Source organism: Nocardia sp. NBC_00881, assembly GCF_045207455.1.
Classification (GTDB): domain Bacteria; phylum Actinomycetota; class Actinomycetes; order Mycobacteriales; family Mycobacteriaceae; genus Nocardia.
The window spans coordinates 2,589,018-2,605,423 of sequence record NZ_CP108798.1 but is presented as its reverse complement, the minus strand read 5'-3'; the positions used below and the strand labels follow the sequence as shown (position 1 = coordinate 2,605,423).

14 protein-coding genes are annotated in these 16,406 nt (G+C 65.9%); 2 read left to right on the top strand and 12 right to left on the bottom strand.

The genetic code is table 11. The features are described from left to right. Positions 1–94 precede the first annotated feature (94 nt). Positions 95–1,132 carry an alpha/beta hydrolase gene (locus OH799_RS10110; RefSeq protein WP_406278361.1) on the bottom strand — a complete coding sequence of 346 codons (1,038 nt, stop codon included), beginning with the start codon at positions 1,130–1,132 and terminating at the stop codon, positions 95–97. Between the two features lie 1,297 nt (positions 1,133–2,429). On the opposite strand from OH799_RS10110, the gene OH799_RS10105 reads away from it, so the two are divergent. Next, entirely contained in the window at positions 2,430–3,062 is a 633-nt protein-coding gene (locus OH799_RS10105; protein WP_406278358.1) for a PadR family transcriptional regulator, read from the top strand. Positions 3,063–3,226: 164 nt separating this feature from the next. Here OH799_RS10105 and OH799_RS10100 read toward each other — a convergent pair whose 3' ends face one another. The 7 genes from OH799_RS10100 to OH799_RS10070 all read right to left on the bottom strand — a co-directional run bounded on the left by OH799_RS10100 (position 3,227) and on the right by OH799_RS10070 (position 11,245). Next, positions 3,227–3,805 carry a DUF2165 domain-containing protein gene (locus tag OH799_RS10100; protein WP_406278355.1) on the bottom strand — a complete coding sequence of 193 codons (579 nt, stop codon included), beginning with the start codon at positions 3,803–3,805 and terminating at the stop codon, positions 3,227–3,229. Positions 3,806–5,083: 1,278 nt separating this feature from the next. After that, positions 5,084–5,548 carry a PPOX class F420-dependent oxidoreductase gene (locus OH799_RS10095; RefSeq protein ID WP_406278352.1) on the bottom strand — a complete coding sequence of 155 codons (465 nt, stop codon included), beginning with the start codon at positions 5,546–5,548 and terminating at the stop codon, positions 5,084–5,086. Between the two features lie 73 nt (positions 5,549–5,621). Continuing rightward, complete coding sequence (locus tag OH799_RS10090; protein ID WP_406278349.1) at positions 5,622–6,983, bottom strand: MGH1-like glycoside hydrolase domain-containing protein; 1,362 nt, start codon at positions 6,981–6,983, stop codon at positions 5,622–5,624. 67 nt (positions 6,984–7,050) lie between these two features. Then, positions 7,051–8,139: an ABC transporter ATP-binding protein gene (locus OH799_RS10085; protein ID WP_406278346.1), complete on the bottom strand. Its 1,089-nt coding sequence runs from the start codon at positions 8,137–8,139 to the stop codon at positions 7,051–7,053. Between the two features lie 13 nt (positions 8,140–8,152). Further along, on the bottom strand, positions 8,153–9,019 hold the full coding sequence (locus tag OH799_RS10080; RefSeq protein ID WP_406278343.1) for a carbohydrate ABC transporter permease: 867 nt from the start codon (positions 9,017–9,019) through the stop codon (positions 8,153–8,155). Positions 9,020–9,086: 67 nt separating this feature from the next. Next, positions 9,087–9,932: a carbohydrate ABC transporter permease gene (locus OH799_RS10075; protein WP_406278340.1), complete on the bottom strand. Its 846-nt coding sequence runs from the start codon at positions 9,930–9,932 to the stop codon at positions 9,087–9,089. Positions 9,933–9,934: 2 nt separating this feature from the next. Then, on the bottom strand, positions 9,935–11,245 hold the full coding sequence (locus tag OH799_RS10070; RefSeq protein WP_406278337.1) for an extracellular solute-binding protein: 1,311 nt from the start codon (positions 11,243–11,245) through the stop codon (positions 9,935–9,937). Positions 11,246–11,308: 63 nt separating this feature from the next. Between OH799_RS10070 and OH799_RS10065 the strand changes: the two genes are divergently transcribed. Beyond that, positions 11,309–12,499: an ROK family protein gene (locus tag OH799_RS10065; RefSeq protein ID WP_406278334.1), complete on the top strand. Its 1,191-nt coding sequence runs from the start codon at positions 11,309–11,311 to the stop codon at positions 12,497–12,499. A 197-nt stretch (positions 12,500–12,696) separates the two neighbouring features. On the opposite strand, the gene OH799_RS10060 is transcribed toward OH799_RS10065, so the two are convergent. Genes OH799_RS10060 through OH799_RS10045 form a run of 4 tightly spaced genes read right to left on the bottom strand, consistent with a single transcriptional unit; the run spans position 12,697 to position 16,399 of the window. Next, positions 12,697–14,985, bottom strand: a complete 2,289-nt coding sequence (locus OH799_RS10060) for a SpoIIE family protein phosphatase (protein WP_406278331.1) — start codon at positions 14,983–14,985, stop codon at positions 12,697–12,699. Next, on the bottom strand, positions 14,982–15,614 hold the full coding sequence (locus tag OH799_RS10055; RefSeq protein ID WP_327118409.1) for a SpoIIE family protein phosphatase: 633 nt from the start codon (positions 15,612–15,614) through the stop codon (positions 14,982–14,984). The genes OH799_RS10060 and OH799_RS10055 overlap by 4 nt, the downstream gene beginning before the upstream one ends. Beyond that, positions 15,607–16,020: an ATP-binding protein gene (locus tag OH799_RS10050; RefSeq protein ID WP_357262434.1), complete on the bottom strand. Its 414-nt coding sequence runs from the start codon at positions 16,018–16,020 to the stop codon at positions 15,607–15,609. Before OH799_RS10050 ends, OH799_RS10055 begins: the two co-directional genes overlap by 8 nt. Then, positions 16,010–16,399: an STAS domain-containing protein gene (locus OH799_RS10045; protein ID WP_159930623.1), complete on the bottom strand. Its 390-nt coding sequence runs from the start codon at positions 16,397–16,399 to the stop codon at positions 16,010–16,012. The genes OH799_RS10050 and OH799_RS10045 overlap by 11 nt, the downstream gene beginning before the upstream one ends. Positions 16,400–16,406: the final 7 nt, after the last annotated feature.

Genomic DNA, 16,406 nt, shown 5'->3' with positions numbered 1-16,406 from the left:
GGTGGCCGGAGGTGCGGAACGCGGCCTGATCGGGGTCATCGACTTCGGTAAGGGGTACGGCCGATGAGGTCGGACAGCATCCTGGCTGATCCGGTCAGCTTGCCAAGGGCTGGCCATCACAAACACTTCCGACCGTTGATCCAGTGCTTCCGGAGGCCACGTTGTCGTGGGCTTGTCGGCTCGCGAAGGTGGCGATGGAGTTGATGGCGGTGCGAGCTTCGGGGAGCAGGTCCCAGGCGGCTTGGAACGCATGTGGCGCGCGGTCCCAGATTTGTAGGGTGCACCGGACCTTTGCTTCAGCACAACGTTGCGCGAGCCGCTCGGCGTCCGACAGGAGAATCTCGGTGGAGCCGACCTGGATCAATACCGGTGGCAGGTTGGTGAAGTCGCCGTTGATCGGTGACCAGCTCGGGTCGAGCGTGTTGTCGCGCCGGAATCCCCAGCGCGCGATGACGCCGAGAGCCTCGGTAGGTATATAGGCGTCGCGCCCAGCGTTGGGGTGGGTGCGGCGGTGGGTGTTTTCGAGGTCGCCGAATGGTGACAGCGCGACGATTCCCGCGGGCATCGGCAGGCCGTGCCGGTAGGCCCTCATAGCTGTCAGGAACGTGAGTCCGCCGCCCACCGAGTCGCCTGCCAGAATGATTCTGTGCGCGGGAAAGCCTTCGTCGAGTAGGTAGCGATAGGCACTGACGCAGTCGTCGACTGTGTCAGTGATGTGTGCGTGGGGCAGTTGTCGGTAGGCGATATTGAGTACCGGCATGTTGGCGGATCGGCCGATTTTGGCGGCGAGTCTGCGGTGAGTATTGAGGCCGCAGGTAATGAATGCGCCGCCGTGGATGTACAGGATCGCCGACCCCGCTTCACGTATTTTCTCGAGGCTGTGATCGCGCCACAGCCATTCACCACGGAACCGTTCGTCGACTGTGACAGGTATTCGTTCGGTTCCACGTGGCGGAGCGAACGGTGCAGCGTAGCCGTCGGCGCAGCTGGTGACTGCGAATATCCGCCTTGTGGTGATCGGGCTGAACTTGCCCGCGACAGTAAGCGCGGTCAGCGTCCACCGAAGCGGGGTCAGAGCGGTGGGAGCCAATCGAGTCGCCAAACTCGCGGTACCGGTCGGCTCGATCCGCACCGCATGGTCACTTTCTACCGGGAAATTATTCGGTGAATTCCGGTTGCGTATCGAACGAGCATCCTGTCTGGGATGGACAGAGCGCTGGGCGCCGGTTTCTGTTGAACGGGGCATTCCAGAGTGACCCCCGAGCAGGACCGGCTTCGTATGCGCAGTGTCGGCCGGCCTGGCGCGGCCGCTGGACATCGCCACATGGGCCGGACGGCGCATCCTCTCGGGAGACCTGTCGTATCCGCGTACTGCACGGAAGACAGCTACATTGTGCAGTCCAGCCAACACCAGGCCTCCTGCCAGCAATGTATGAATGACCATATCGTTCCTACCTAACAGGTCCCTCTATTTTGTTGACCCGGAGGAGGATCAACTGCGTGGTGGCTAGTCCGAACAGTCGCCGCGAAAGCGACGATGCCAAGGTTTGAATATCGCTGGAAACGACTGTTTGGTCGGTCGATTTATTCGGCTGACATTGCTGTTCAGCGCGCCAGATACAGGCGTTCATTGGGCAAACGCGGATAATTACCGATGTCTCCCGAGGTGACTGCGACATGTTTCGGATACCGTTGGGCGCGGCAATCTTGTATGAACAACAGAGCTGCGGTGACGCAAGCCGTGAAGTGGAGGAGCACATCACCGAGTTGCACTGATAGGTGCACGTCCTCTTCCTCGGGCTGCGGAGACATCCGATTATCCATTCTCGGCTTCGGCGGCGTTGCGCGCAGGGCGAAAATTCGGGTGCCCATCAATCGCGACGAGCCTGCGGTAATTCATGAGTTCGTTCCTTGGCGTATCCCAATTAAGGCCTGACGCCGCCGGAAAAATACCTGTCGCGTCCGCGGTGAACCACCCAGGCGATCGGAGTTCGGCATGGGGAACTTGCCGCGACCGTCCGCGTCCGCTCACGGACTACTTGCCGGTGCTGCCACGAACCGGCACAAAACCGCGAGTTCGCTCGACGGGAGGAGAAGCGACCATGGGCGGCGGGTTGTCGTCTCGGGCGCGAGCGTCCGGGTGTGCCGCCCCGCGGAGTGGAAGCGCGGGCAGTGGTACGGCGTCCCACTTCGTCGACGTCGACGAAGTGGGCACCGACTGTGGTGGCGGTGGTGTACCCCATGTCCGGAGGAAGGGCCATGTGCTTGGCGGTTACGTCGCCGGCTTGCAGATCGGTCATGCAATGTCCTCGGAAGTAGTCACCAGAGCACTCGAGTCAATATCTACGCTGATAGTTATCTGGTGATGTGGGACACACACTAGCTACCGATATAGTGGTTGGCAAGGACGGACTGGTCGTTGAGGAGACATGAGCCTTCGTTACGCTCTATTGGCCTTGCTGACCGCTGGTCCGCTCACCGGCTACGACGCCGCGAAGCGGTTCGGCGGATCGGTGGGACAGGTCTGGCACGCCCCCGATTCCCACATCTACCCGGAACTGCGCCGCATGTACAAGGAAGGCTTGGTCGAAGCCGAGCAGGTCCGGTGGGGGCCACGCAGCACCAAGACGCAGTACCGGATCACCGAGGACGGCATCGGCGCGTTCCGTCAGTGGATGAATACTCCGCTCGGCCATCCCCCCGAGCGCGATGTGCACCATATGCAGGCGGCGTACTTCGAATGGGCCGAACCCGAGCATGCGCGGGAGATCCTGCGCCGCCACATCGAGTACTACATGACCCATGTCCAACTGCTCACCGACGTCCGCGACGGCATCCGAGACGGAACCGATCCCGTGATCGTCCGCCGCCTCGGCAATTACCCCGATCATGAGCACGCACGAATCATCGCCTACAAGGCATACACCTACGAAGGAATGATCGCGCGCAGTCAAGCCGAAATCGACTGGGCTCGAAGGGGACTCGAACTCGTCGACCGCTTGTCGCAAGACCGCCCCAAGGGCATCGATTCCCCTGATGCGCAGGCGCGGCCTCCCGTTTGATCGTCGACCGGAAACGGCCGCGACCCGGCACGATCGCCAATGCCACCGCATTCTCGAGGTCGAGACGGAGTGTTCTCCGGGCCGGATGCGCGCCCGCCGTGTCGGTGGCTCGCGGTGGCGGTGAGTAGAGTGCGCTCTCTCGACCGGCCTGCCGCGAGTTCGACTCACCGTCGAGACGATTGCCGCGATGACGTTGCCTGTTGTGGCCCGATCGACTCCGGCAGGTGCACGAGGATCAGGCCGACGGCGGCGATCAGGAAGTTCTGCAGCGCGGCCGACGACGCGTTCACCTCCTTGTTCGCCCACATTCGGAACCATTCACCCGCGACCGTGAGGAACCCGCCCGCGAACAGCAGCATCGCCATGGTCCAGCCCAGACTTGACAGCTTCACAGCCACGTCCACCCCGGCTCGAAGCCGGCGCGGGCGACCTGTCAGTACGCGGGCCCAGACAGCCGCGGCGGCAAGCAGCACGAAGGCGATCAAAAACTCCCAGATCACGACGAGGATGTAGGCGACAAGGGCGACGCTGCCGCTGGTGATTGCCCGCCAGTCCGTTCCGGCGTTGTGGATCGTCGATCTCATCGACAGTACGGCGGCAACGCCGTGCCGGTTGGTGTCGGTGTCCATGCAGTTGGTGACCGCGACGAACAGGTAATAGAACCCGGTGATCGTTGCCAGCATCGCCACCGCCATCCGACGGCTACCCGCTACATCGAGAATCCTTGTACCGCTGCGTCTCACATGCCCTACCTCAGGTCGACTGTCACCAATGTCGGGCCATCTCGGCGCCGACGTCACGGATTATCTCAAGGTGAACGCCGATACCGCACCGGAACTCCGCCGGTGCTGCTCAGGTGACTCGCTTGCACTGATCGTTGTCGGTCGAGGGCATGGTGCGGCGACATTCGAGCGGGCCGTGCTGGCTCGATGTAGCACGGTCGCCGCGTGATTCGATCCCGGGGAGTTTGTGGCGCGTTGGCGCCTGGGCGCACGTCCGCATAGGTCGGAGGCGCTTGACGAGAACATCACCCGACACCGGGTGTTGTTCCGAAAAGGAAAACACCGCAGATCTTTCGCATCCGTAGGGCGACGGAGCGGCCACACGCATCTTCGACGCTCGCGGTCGGCGAGTGGTGTCGTCGTGGTGACATACGAAGGGACTTGCTTGAAGCCCTTCTGGCGCAAGCCACTCCGATCGGGCGATTGCCTCTCGTCCACTGGTTCCTGATCGGAATACTCTGGCCGGAGATCTTCTGACCACAGTTCGATTATGACGCGAGGCTGTGTGGGTTAGGCTGGGCCCTCCCCGCACAGACCTCATTTGGCGTTGATGGCGCCCTTCGTCACTACATTGCCCATATTGTCGAGGTCGGGTCGGTAGTGCGGAATTATCGCCGGTGACCTCAGATGCAGAAGGCAACACTGCCGAGGGGGAAACACAACACGACTGATCCCCCGACGGGAGTGGCTGAGTTCGATGGCGACACAACGGATGGCGTCGTGTGTGCCGAAGCCATAGGAGCTGCGACCGTGCCCAGAGACAAGGTCATTGCTGTCGCGGCGGCGATTTTGATTGCTTTGGTAGACATCTTGCATCCTTCTGGTCGGGTGGATGAACGGCTTTGGTCAATCACTCACAACCCTCAGTGTTCGCCTACATGACCACGGAAGCTAGACAAGTATTTGTCAATTTCCGGAAGGTGACGTCACAGGGCGGTCACCCGTGATGTATTCGCAAGTGGGGCAGTGAGTGATCTGGTAGCATACCGCTGGTCTCCGCTATTGCGCGTCGGCGATCGAGCATTATTCAGTTCCGCGCGGCGCAGGACAACTGCGAGGTAGCGACTGCGTATCGGCACTGTGCTGGGATTCTGACGGACGTATGCATGAAAGCCGCGCAACAACTCGACTATTTATGGCTGATACTGCCCGAAATGTCGAATAATTCTGATTGATATCCCGAGATGTCGAGTTGCGGCCGCGTATACACGGATCGACGAGCCGATGCTGGTGGTCGGGTCAGGACTGCGCGAGTTGGGGTGGGAATCCGCCGGCGGCGATCGGTCCCCACCGATCGATATGGATGCGGATCAGCGACTTGTTCTGCTGGGCCATCGCTTCGCGGTACTCGTTCCAGTCCGGGTGCTCACCGGAAATGCTGCGGAAGTACTCTACGAGACCGTCCAGTGCCTGTGGCATGTCCAAAACTTCGGCGCGCCCGTCGACTTGGACGTAGGGGCCATTCCAGTCGTCGGAGATCACGCATATCGACACCTGCGGGTCGCGGCGGATGTTGCGGGTCTTGGCGCGGCCAGGATAGGTCGACACCACAATGCGCCCGTCCGGGTCGACCCCGCAGGTTACGGGCGAAATCTGCGGACGTCCGTCGGATCGAGTGGTGACCAGCACGCCCTGGTGCCGAGGGCGCAGAAACTCGAGTAGCGCGGGCCGCTCTACCTTGTCCGCGGTGGCGATGCGTGGCATACACCGATCCTATCGGTGACGCGGCGCTCCAGCAGTCTGCTCGAAAGGCAAGTACCAGCGGCCGCCGCCGTCCTTACCACACGCCGCACAGCCAGTCGAGCACCACCGCGGCCGTCCACGACTGGTTCGTGCTGCCCAGCGGCTCGCCCGTGAACGGTTCGTAGTACTCGCCGAACGAGCCGTCCGACACCAGATGCACACCCTGGGCACGGAATTCGCTTGCGTGCCGCGGCCAGTCGCGCTGCTCGAACGCCCATCCGAATAGCCACATGATTACCGGCCACTGCGGACCACGCCAGTAGCAGCGCGAGTCGAAGTCCGGCGACGACGGCGAAATCGACGGTGGCACTGCGGCGAGCAGATGCGGGTTGCCTGACCAGTTCGTTCCGTCCAAGGTCGACATGAGTTGCTTCTCGACGTCGCCGGGCAGGCCGCCGCACAGCAGCGGCGCGAACCCGGCGATCGACTCGGTGGTGAGCCACCGACCGCGCCTGATGTCGCGGTCGCGGGCCATGCCGGTCTCGGGGTCGACGCTGTCGGCGACCGCATCCCGCGCCCGCGCCGCCCAGGTTCGGAGTTCGCCGATCTGCCCGGGATCGCATCCGAGGTCCGCGCCGACTCCGGCGAGCGCGTCGCTGGCCAACGCGAATACCGCCGTGGTGAACACGTCACCGACCAGGAAGCTCGACGTGCGCACGACTTCGTCGGGCTGGTAGTTCACGCGCCTCATCTGCTCGATGAGCCACAGGTAGCGGTCGTACTCGTCGCTGCTGGGACGCTCGCCCACGTCGTTCACCTGCTGCAGGTCGAGCCGCACGTACGGCGGCAGATCCGGGCCCGGAACAACGGCCGCGTAGGGCTCGTCCCAGCGTGGCGAGTTGTCCATTCCGGACTCCCACCCGTGCACGATCGCCACCAGGCCGCTCGCGTCGGGCATGCGGTGCCGCGCGATCCACCGGTGCCAGCGATACAGTGCGGGCCACGCGCGCTCGGCGAACCGCTCGGCCAGCTCCGCGTCGGCCTGCGAAGTCTTGCGCGCGATCTCGACGATCCGCCGCAGTGCGATCGCGTGCACCGGCGGCTGGCAAATCCCCGACGTGCGAACGTCGGCCGGTGCCTGCGGCGCGGAATCGGTTCGCCAACGGTCCGGGCCGGGGAAGTAGTTGCTGTCGTCGGTGAACACGATGTGCGGGATCATCCCGTCGCCCCACTGCGCGTCCAACAGTGTGCTCAACTCCGTGACAGCGCGGCTCACGTCGAGATATGCCAGTCCGATCGAGATGAACGCGGCATCCCAGCTCCACATGTGCGGGTAGAGCTTGGGTGCGGCGGTGACCAACGTGCCCGTGTCGTTGTCGCGCAGGACCAGCGTGGCCTTGGCGACAAGGCGGGCGGGCTGGAAGTGGATATCGCGGTCGCCCGCGGCGGTGATCACCTGACCTCCTGTGTCTTGCGGGGGTTCCCGCACCCCGTCGGCGCGATGAGCGCTGCGCGATTGTGTCTCATCGAGCCTCCAGCAGCAATCCGGTTTCCGGGTCGTACCAGCGGCATGCCTCTGGTGGCATGTGCAATGTCAGCGTGCCGCCCTCGTCGGCGCGGAAGCCCGGCGCCGCTTGAACTTTCACGGTCTGCCCACTGACATCGGTGGTCAGCAGGGTCGACGAGCCGAGCGGTTCGAGCACTTGGAGTTCGCCGCGGACCGCGTCGTCTACGGGCCCGCTGCCCACCGCAATGGCCTCGGGGCGGATACCGAGCCGGAGCGTCCCGCCCTCGAACGACGACAGCGCCTGAGGCACGGCGAGTGACTGCCCACCCAGCTCGATGCGTGGCCCGGCGTCTCCCGCCGCGACTTCGCCGGTGAGAAAGTTCATCGGCGGGTTGCCGAGGAAGCCACCGACGAACTCCGTCGCGGGGCCGTCGTAGACCTCCGTGGGCGGGCCACATTGGGCGATCGCCCCGGCGCGCATCACGGCGACGCGGTTGCCCAGCGACAGCGCCTCGACCTGGTCGTGGGTGACGTAGATCGTGGTGGTGCCGAGCTCGGCGACGAGCTTCTTCAGATCGGCGCGGAACGACAGCCGCAGCAGCGCATCCAGGTTGGACAGCGGCTCGTCCATGAGCAGCACGTCGGCGTCCATCACGATCGCCCGCGCCACGGCGACACGCTGGCGTTGCCCGCCCGACAGCCGCGCCGGGTACCTGTCCAGGTACGGCGTCAGCTGCAGCAGATCCGCGGCCCAAGCGACCTTACGGCTGATCTCGTCGGCGGCCACGCCGTGTACCTGGAGGCCGAAGCCGATGTTGTCGGCGACCTTCTTGTTGGGGAACACGGCGTAGGACTGGAACACCATCGACAGGTTGCGCCGCCGTGGCTCGAGATAGGTGACGTCCTTGCCGCCGATCACGATCTGCCCGGAGTCTGGGAGCTCCAACCCGGCGATCATGCGCAACAAGGTCGTCTTGCCGCAGCCGGACGGCCCCAGCAGCACCATGAACTCGCCGTCCGCGACCTCGAGCGACACCTGGTCGGTGGCGCGCGTCGTACCGCCGGGATAGGTCTTCACCAGATCCCGGACAACCACCTCTGCCATTAGCGAACCTCTGTCATCTGAGCGTCGTCCCCCACATGTTCACCAGGTAGCGCCGCATCACGAAGATGAAAACCAGCGCTGGAATGATCAACGCGAAACCGCCCGCGAAGCGGTACGCGGTCGACGCCTCACCGAGCGCCGTGAGCACCTGCGCCGGAAGCGTGCGGTGCCCGAGTGTGACGATCGTCGCGCCGAGGATCTCGTTCCAAGACAGGACGAACGTGAAGATCGAGGACGCGGCGAGGCCCGGCAGCGCGAGCGGCACCACGATCTTGCGCGCGGCCTGCCACCGCGTGCAGCCGAAGATCTGCGCGGCCTCCTCGAGGTCGGCCGGCACCGAGACGAAGATGCTCGCGGTGATCAGCACGGTGGTCGGCAACGCGAGCGTGGTGTGCACGAGCGTCACCGCGAACACCGTGTCATAGACGCCGATCCGAAGGAACATCGTGGCGAGCGGCACCGAGAGCACCACGATCGGCAACGCGCGCACGAAAAGGATGAACACCTGGTAGGTGTCCTTTCCGCGAAACACATGCCGTGCCAACGCGTATCCCGCCGGCGCGCCGACGACAAGTGACAAGAACACCGTGTAGATGCCGACCAGCACCGAGTTGCCCAGTGCTGGAACAGTTCCCGTGGCCCGGAAGAACGCGACCAGCGTCTCGGTGGAAAACTCGTTGGGTATCAACGACTTCGGAAACTCGTTGAGCGCGTCGCGCGAGGACACCGCGGCGAGTCCGATGAGTACGATCGGCAGCGCCATGAACAGCGTCACCGCGATACACGCCACCTGAACCCATATCGCGCGCCAGCGGCGCCTGCGCAGCGGGGCACGGTCGACGGGTGGCAGCACGGTCTTCGGCGCCTCGGCCTTGTTCATCGCGACCCCTGTGCCTCGCGGTGGCTCCCGCGCCCCGTCGGCTCGATGAGGGCTGCGCGATGGTGCCTCATCGAGCCTCCTCTGGCTGCCGGACCGTCCGCAGGTAGAACACGGCGGTGGCGAGGGAGATCGCCAGCACGATCAGCGAGACGGCGCTGGCTACCGCGGGGTTCTGCAGGTTCGAATACCACTCGTAGGTCTCACCGACGAGCAGCGGAAAGTCGCGCCCGGTCAGCGCCTGCGCGACCGCGAACGCCTGCAATGCGAGGATCGTCCGGAGGATCAGTGCCACTTGCAGGCTCGGCCCGAGCAGCGGCAGCGTGACATGCCGCAGTCGCTGCCAGAAGTTCGCGCCGAACACCTGCGCGGCCTCGTCGTAATCGCGCGGAATCATCTGGACGCCCGCCACCACGATGACGAAGACGAGCGAGGTCGCGCGCCAGACCTCGGCGAGCACGACCGCGAGCAGCATTGTGCCGGTGTTCTGATAGCCGAGCCACTGCACACCGTCATCCGAAAGACCGAGCGAGACCAGCAGCGAGTTCAGGTAACCGCGGTTGTCGAAAATGGACAGCCACACCAGACCCGCGGCCAGCTCGGAGATTGCCAGCGGGAGGCACCACAGGTAGAAGTGGCCGCTGGCGAATCTCGGCCGTGCCTGCATGAGTAGAGCCATGCCGATGGCGAGCAAGATCTGGATCGGTACGACGATGACGATCAGCACAAGCGTGTTCCGCAGCGCGGTGAAGATATAGGGATCGTTGAACAATCGCTCCCAGTTGGCGAGCGTGAAGCCGTCGTCGCCACGGAATGCCTCGAGGACGCCCTGCATGAGTGGCCAGCCGAACAGCGCCAGCATCAGCATGATCGAGGGCAGCAGCAGGATCCACGGAGAGCGCAGTCGCGACATCATGTCTATCCCACCTCGCAGACGTCGGCGGCCGGGTCGGGAGCCCAGCACGGCACCTTCAGGTCGTCGAGGAGACTCTGTAGCACCCGCGCCTGCTGGTCCAACGTGGATCGAATGTTGGCTCCTTCGAGCACGATCGAGCGGAAACTGTCTTTGAACACCTTGCTCACCTCTCCCTCGCGCTGGCCGAGGCCCACCGGCGGCAAGGAGAGGATGGCGCCCTTTGCTTCCTGCTGTCTGCGCACGGCGTCCGCCTCGAGTTCGATGGCTGGTGGCAGGTCGTCCGGGATCGTCGTATCAACGGACGGGAAGAAGCCGTTGGAGCGCAGCAGCTGGATCTGGGTTTCCGGACGGGTGAGCGCGCTGATCGCCCGTTGCGCGAGTTCGGGGTCGGGACTGCCCTTGGGGACCGCGAGCCCGGCAATCACAGCCATGTAGCCGAGGCCGTGCGCTCCGCGCGGTGCGGGCAACATGCGCCAGTTCTGCGGGTCGCGCTCGGGCGCGTGGACGAGGCGCACGACATGGTCCCACGCCATCCGCACTTCGCCGCTCTCCAGCGGCTCCTGCATGAAGTCGTAGTTCGTGCTCGACGACACGCAGTTGGCCCACAGCTCGCGAAAGTACTGCCACGCCGTCACTGCCTCGTTCGAGCGAAACGTGGTGATCTGACCGCCGGTGAACGACGGCAGCAGGAAGCCTTGCGTGAAGCGGTGTAGCAGACCCTTCGGGCCCGAGGGTAGGCCGAGCACCGGCCGGTTCCCGTTGGCGCGGCGAGCGGCGATAGCCCAGTCGAGGAACTGGTCGTAGCTGAGCGACGTGGCGTCAGCGCCGGACGGCAGGTGCGCGAGCGCATCGGCGTGCGCGGCAAGAACGTAGCTCGCGGTGGCCCACGGGATGTACCAGGTGTGGTCGGTGCCCGCCTTGGCGAGTTGCAGGTACTCGGCGGGCCAGCGGCGGTCGCCGAGATCGGCGAGCAGTCCGGTGAGGTCTTGCAGGTAGCCGTCGGCGAGCGGCGCGACGTCGCCGTGCAGACCGCCGAGCAGACCGATCTGTGTCGAGCCCGCGTCGACCTGACTGCGCACCTGGCTCGAGAACGGGCTTTCCTCGATGGTCACATAGCCGACACCGGGTGCGGTCTCGGCGAGCAGGCTGCGAAACCGCTCGGCCTCGTCGGCGGGCCGGAACTGCGTGGACAGGAAAATCATGCCGCCATTACCGCTGGTGGCGAAGCCGGTGCAGGCCGCGGCGGAGAATGCGGCCGCGCCGACCCCCGCAGCGCGCAAGAAGGACCTGCGCGTCAGGCCGGGTACCAGCATGCATGACTCCTGTGCTGTCGCACTATGTTTCGAACTTTTGTCAGTTTGGTTAACGTAAGTGCAATGGGGGATATTGTCAACATGCTCGTGACCACATCGACGCCCTCGAGTCCCAGCTCTGCGGGACACGTGCTCGCGCTGCTGCGCGCGGCGGGCCCACTGACGCGGTTCGAGCTGCAGGAACGTGTGGGGCTGTCCAGGGTGACTTTGGTTGAGCGGCTGGACGTTCTGCGCAGTCTCGGGCTCGTCCGCCAAGCCGGGCACCGGAAGTCGAGCGGCGGCAGGCGCGCCGAAGTGCTCGAGGTCAACGACACCGGCCGCACTGCGCTCGTCGCCGACCTAGGGCAGAGCCACGCGACGCTGGCGGTGGTCGACCTGCGTGGGACGGTGTTCGCGCGCGAGGATCACCGGCTGCCCATGCGGCACAGTCCGCGCGAGATCGTGCCCGTGCTGCTCGACGCGGGGCGGAAACTATTGCGGCGCACGGAGCGTGCCGACACTCTGTGTGCGATGGCGCTGTCGGTCCCAGGACAGATCGACCATGAGCGCGGCGTCACCGTGGCACCACCAACCATGCCGGACTGGAACGGCGCGCCGCTGCGCGCGCCGTTCGCCGCCGCGCTCGGTGTGCCTGTTCTGCTGGAGAACGACGCGAACGCGTTGGCACTCGGCGACTTCTGTGCGTTGGGTCGTCCCGACGTGACACTCGTCGGGGTCAAGGTGGGGACCGGAATCGGTGCGGGCGTGGTGATCTCGGGACGCGTGCACCGCGGCAAAAGCGGCTCCGCGGGCGAGATCGGGCACATGCGGATCGAGGGCAGCCAGCAGCAGTGCAGCTGTGGCCGCCGCGGATGTGTCGCGGCCAGTGCCAGCGGGCAGGCGCTGACTCGCGACCTGCAACCCCTCGGGGTGCGCACGGTGGCCGATGTCGTCCGCCTGGTCGACGAGGGCAGATCTGACGCGATCCGGGCGACGGAGAAGGCCGGGCGACTCGTCGGGGCCGTAGTCGCGACGATGGTGTCGATCGTCGATCCGACTTACGTCCGCGTGGGGGGAGCGGTGGGTGTGTTACCACCGTTTCTCGAGGGGCTGCGGCGCACCGTCGAGGCGAACGCTCACTCTAGTGCACTGCGCAACCTCGACATCGGCCCGTCGCAACTGGGGGAGAACGGTGCGTTCGTGGGATTGGCGGGCTTGGTGGCCGACGAGATGTTGTCCCCGGCGACGGTGGACGCGATGGTCGCCGCGCGGTAGGCCGATGCGGTGGCTCGGGGCGCCGGCATGCCCGCGGCCACTCCGGGCCAGCCGAACACCGCCTGCGAAACGGCCCGCGGGGCGGGGTACCCCCGTAGATCGAGCTCGCGTTGTGGTTTCCTGCGGAGACCAAGGCTTTCAGGGCAACGCGCTCGGTTGCGGGTTCGGCTGATGATGGAAATTCGATTCCTGCTGCGTCACCCAGAAAAACGCCGGGGCGTATCACGCAACGGATTGGCCACCGGGAATGTAATCGCGGGCAGGGTCACCGACATCCGGACCGTGGTGCCCGGTCCGGAGTGATCGATGTCGAGTTCCTCGGTCAACGCGCGCATCATCTCGATCCCGCGGCCGCGATAGCCGGGATCGGAGGCGCGCGGCTTCCAGTTGCCCGAGTCGGTGACCATGATGACCACCGTATCGATGTCGCAGGTGGCCGACAGCTGGACCCGCCCACCGTCGCCGTTGCGGTAGGCATGCTCGATGCTGTTGCTGCACGCCTCGTTGGCCGCCGCGACCAGATCGGAAGCCAGATCGTGCGGCACCGCCGCGGTGGCCAGCCAGCCCTTCAGGGTGCGCCGCAGCACCGCGAGCTCGTCCGCGTGCGCGGGCACGTCCAGCTGCAGCGGTGCGGGGGGCTGACGGTAGACCACCATCGCGACGTCGTCGTCGTACCCTGCCGCGGGCCGCAGCCGGGAGAGTACGGCGTCGGCCACCTCACGTGGCAGCCGTCCCGAGGTGTCGGCGAGCACTGCCGCGATCTTGGCGAATCCGTCATCGATGTCGACGCCGCGCTGTTCCACCAGCCCGTCGGTGAACAGCACCAGCGTCGAACCGGGTGTCAGCGCCGTGGTGGCCTCAGGCCGCCTCGGCGTGTCGAACGTCGCCAGCGGAACCGCGCGTCCGCCCTCGAGCAGCCTGCCGGTCGCGGCGACGTCGGCGAGGATCGGCGGCATGTGCCCGGCGCTGCTGTAGCGGACGAGCCCGCGTATCGGATCGAGCACCGCGGCGCACACGGTGGTGCACATGGCGCCGGGGATCCGTCCGGCGACGGTGTCGAGTTCGGCCAGCAGCTGCGCCGGTCCGGCGCCGCGCAGCAGCAGCGCTCGTGCGGCCGTGCGCAGCTGGCCCATCACGACGGCGGCGGACAGGCCACGTCCGACGCAGTCGCCGACCACGACGCCGATCGTGCCGTCGCGCAACGGCACCACGTCGTACCAGTCGCCACCGATCTCCAGCGGCGGCAGCGCGGGCTCGTAGTGCACCGAGAACCGCGGCGGCAGCTCGATCGGGCCGAGCATGGCGCGCTGCAGGGTAAGCGAGGTGGCGCGCGCCTGGTCGAAGTTCCGCGCTCGCTGCACTGCGAGGCTGAGATGGCCGATCAACAGGGAGAACAGCGTCCAGTCCGCGGCGCTGATCGCCCGGGGCGCGGCGAAGCGCAACCACATCGCCGCATCGCCGGTCTCACCGAGCGGGGCGACGATACCCTCGGAGCTCTCGGCGCCCTCGGGAATGGCCGATAAACTGCGGGCCGGCCTGCGCCGGGCCCGGCCGAGCAGCGTGCGCGAGCGTTCGTCGAGCGTGACATCCCTGTCGTGTGCGGTGCTGTCGGCCCCCACGCCGGAGACGTACACCTCGGGTGCGGCGTTGCGGCTCGGCCACACCGCCACCACCGCGGTCTCCGCGCCCACCGTGCGCCGCAACTCGTCGAGCCCGACGGCGAGCACCTCGACCACGCTGGTCGCCGCGCCGACCGCGGTGGCGAGCCGGGAGGCCGCCTGGTCGCGGGCCTGCGCATCGTGCTCTGCGGTGACATCACGGATGGTTCCGACGAAGATCCGCTCGTTGCCCTCCGGCTTGATCAGCGCGCTGGTACTCACCGCGAGCCACACATTGCGGCCGTCCCGGTGCCGGATCGGGATGACGAAACGCTGTGCCTCGGTCCCGAGATGGGGGTAGCGCGGGCCGTCCGGGCAAGACCACGGATGCGGAAGCGGATAGGGGATACCTGCGGCGCCGTAGCCGGTCAGCGCGCCGAAGGCGGTGTTGACCTCGATGATGGTGCCCTGCGCGTCGGCGACGAAGAACCCGTCCTGCAGCGATTCGACGAGCGCGGTGCGGAACGCGTCGCGTCCGGCGAGATCGTCGGCGCGGGAACGCTGTTGCTCGTAGCGGCGGGTGCCGTCGAGATAACCGCGGGTGGCGATGTCCAGCGGGACGAGGGTCTGCAACAGGAATTCCAGCGCCGCCTCGGGCAGACGGTTGTCGGATTCGCCGCTCTCCGACTGGATCTCGTGCCGTTGCTGTTCGGCGTCGTGGACCACCTGGAAGTGGTTCTCGGTGATGTCGAGCAGACTGATGCCCTCCACCAGCGCGCGCCGGCCGAGCTCATAGCCTTCGGCGAGGCCGGCCTGGGTCGGCGCACCCAAGTGCCGCCGTAGCGCGTCGGCGTAGGCGCTGAGGAAATCGGCCAGCAGCTCACTCATGTCGTCGGGCCTGCTGTGCCGCGATGCCGCGCGGCCAGCACGAGTGCGTCGTCGGTGTCCTTGGCGTCCCTGGCCAGGATCTCGCTGGTGATGTCGGCGGTGGACTTGGAAAGGTCGACCCGCTCGGCGGATTCGGTGACGATGCCGTCGGTGGACATCAGCAGCAGATCGCCGGGGCGGACCGAAACGGACTGCGGTTGCAGATTCGCCGGTAGCCGATAGCCGACGATGCCCGCGGTGAGCAGCACGGTGGCGTGCACGCTCAGACCGATGGGACCTGCGGTGAGCACCCGGGATTCGACATTGCCGACACCGAGCCAGCGCACTCTGTCGCCCTCCTCGAAGTGGGCGAGCGAGATCGCTGCCCCTCGGGTGTCGGCCAATGCGCGGTGACAGAGCACCATCAGCACATCTAAGGGTTCGGCGCGGTTCTCCGCGAGCACCTGGGCCGCACGGCCAGCGGCGTCGGCAGCGGCGGCACCGTGCCCGAGTCCGTCCAGGACAGCGAAAAGGACTGTGCCGCCGCCGGTGTCGAGGACAACCCCGCGATCACCGGAGACATCTTGACCGGGTAGTGCGCGACCGGCCACGGCCCACTCGATCCGGCCGATGAACCCGTCCTCATGCACCGTTGGGTACCCACTTCCACATCTCCACCAGCGTGCCGCGCCCCGGCGCAGAGTCGACGGTGAGCCGGTCCATCAATCGTCGGGCGCCGGGGAGGCCGAGCCCAAGACCGCGCCCGGTGGAGTAGCCGTCCTCCAGCGCGCGAGTTATGTCGAGGATGCCCGGCCCCTGATCCTCGGCCTGCACCACCAGCGCCTGGCGGCCCTCACGGTCATCGACCAGCAAACGAATTTCGCCGCTTCCCGCGTAACTGGTGATGTTGCGGGCGATTTCGGAGATCGCTGTGGAGATCATGGTCCGGTCGGTCAAGGTGAATCCGAGCTTTGCTGCCAGTTCACGTCCGGCCTGACGTGCGATCACGATGTCCCCCGACACCCTGACCGCGATTACCACGTTCTCAGCGGCCACTGTCACGACCGTCTCGCTGGCGACGGGCTGGGGTCTTGCGGTTCAGCCAGGCGAGGCCCTCTTCCAGATCGAGGGCAGTGTGCATGTCTTCGAACGTGAGCCCGAGCTGCACCATGGCGAACGCGACTTCCGGTTGCAGCCCGACGATCACCGTTTCGGCGCCGCGCAGCTGCGTCATGTGCGCGATGGTACGCAACGATCTCGCCGCGAACGAATCCATCACGTCGATCGCGGTGACGTCCACGATGATGCCGTGCGCCCGATATTTGCTGACCTGTTTCATCAGGTCGTCCTGCAGGCGTTCGGTATCAGCGTCGGTCAGGGCGGACTGGACCGACGCGATGAGATACGTACCCTGTTTGAGAATCGGAACCGGCATCAGGTCC

What these genes read in the sequence shown, in the direction of transcription:
- OH799_RS10070 (WP_406278337.1), bottom strand. Translation starts at nt 11,245, where the DNA reads ATGCTGGTACCCGGCCTGACGCGCAGGTCCTTCTTGCGCGCTGCGGGG.
- OH799_RS10105 (WP_406278358.1), top strand. Translation starts at nt 2,430, where the DNA reads ATGAGCCTTCGTTACGCTCTATTGGCCTTGCTGACCGCTGGTCCGCTC.
- OH799_RS10075 (WP_406278340.1), bottom strand. Translation starts at nt 9,932, where the DNA reads ATGATGTCGCGACTGCGCTCTCCGTGGATCCTGCTGCTGCCCTCGATC.
- OH799_RS10095 (WP_406278352.1), bottom strand. Translation starts at nt 5,548, where the DNA reads ATGCCACGCATCGCCACCGCGGACAAGGTAGAGCGGCCCGCGCTACTC.
- OH799_RS10080 (WP_406278343.1), bottom strand. Translation starts at nt 9,019, where the DNA reads ATGAACAAGGCCGAGGCGCCGAAGACCGTGCTGCCACCCGTCGACCGT.
- OH799_RS10065 (WP_406278334.1), top strand. Translation starts at nt 11,309, where the DNA reads ATGGGGGATATTGTCAACATGCTCGTGACCACATCGACGCCCTCGAGT.
- OH799_RS10085 (WP_406278346.1), bottom strand. Translation starts at nt 8,139, where the DNA reads ATGGCAGAGGTGGTTGTCCGGGATCTGGTGAAGACCTATCCCGGCGGT.
- OH799_RS10060 (WP_406278331.1), bottom strand. Translation starts at nt 14,985, where the DNA reads ATGAGTGAGCTGCTGGCCGATTTCCTCAGCGCCTACGCCGACGCGCTA.
- OH799_RS10045 (WP_159930623.1), bottom strand. Translation starts at nt 16,399, where the DNA reads ATGCCGGTTCCGATTCTCAAACAGGGTACGTATCTCATCGCGTCGGTC.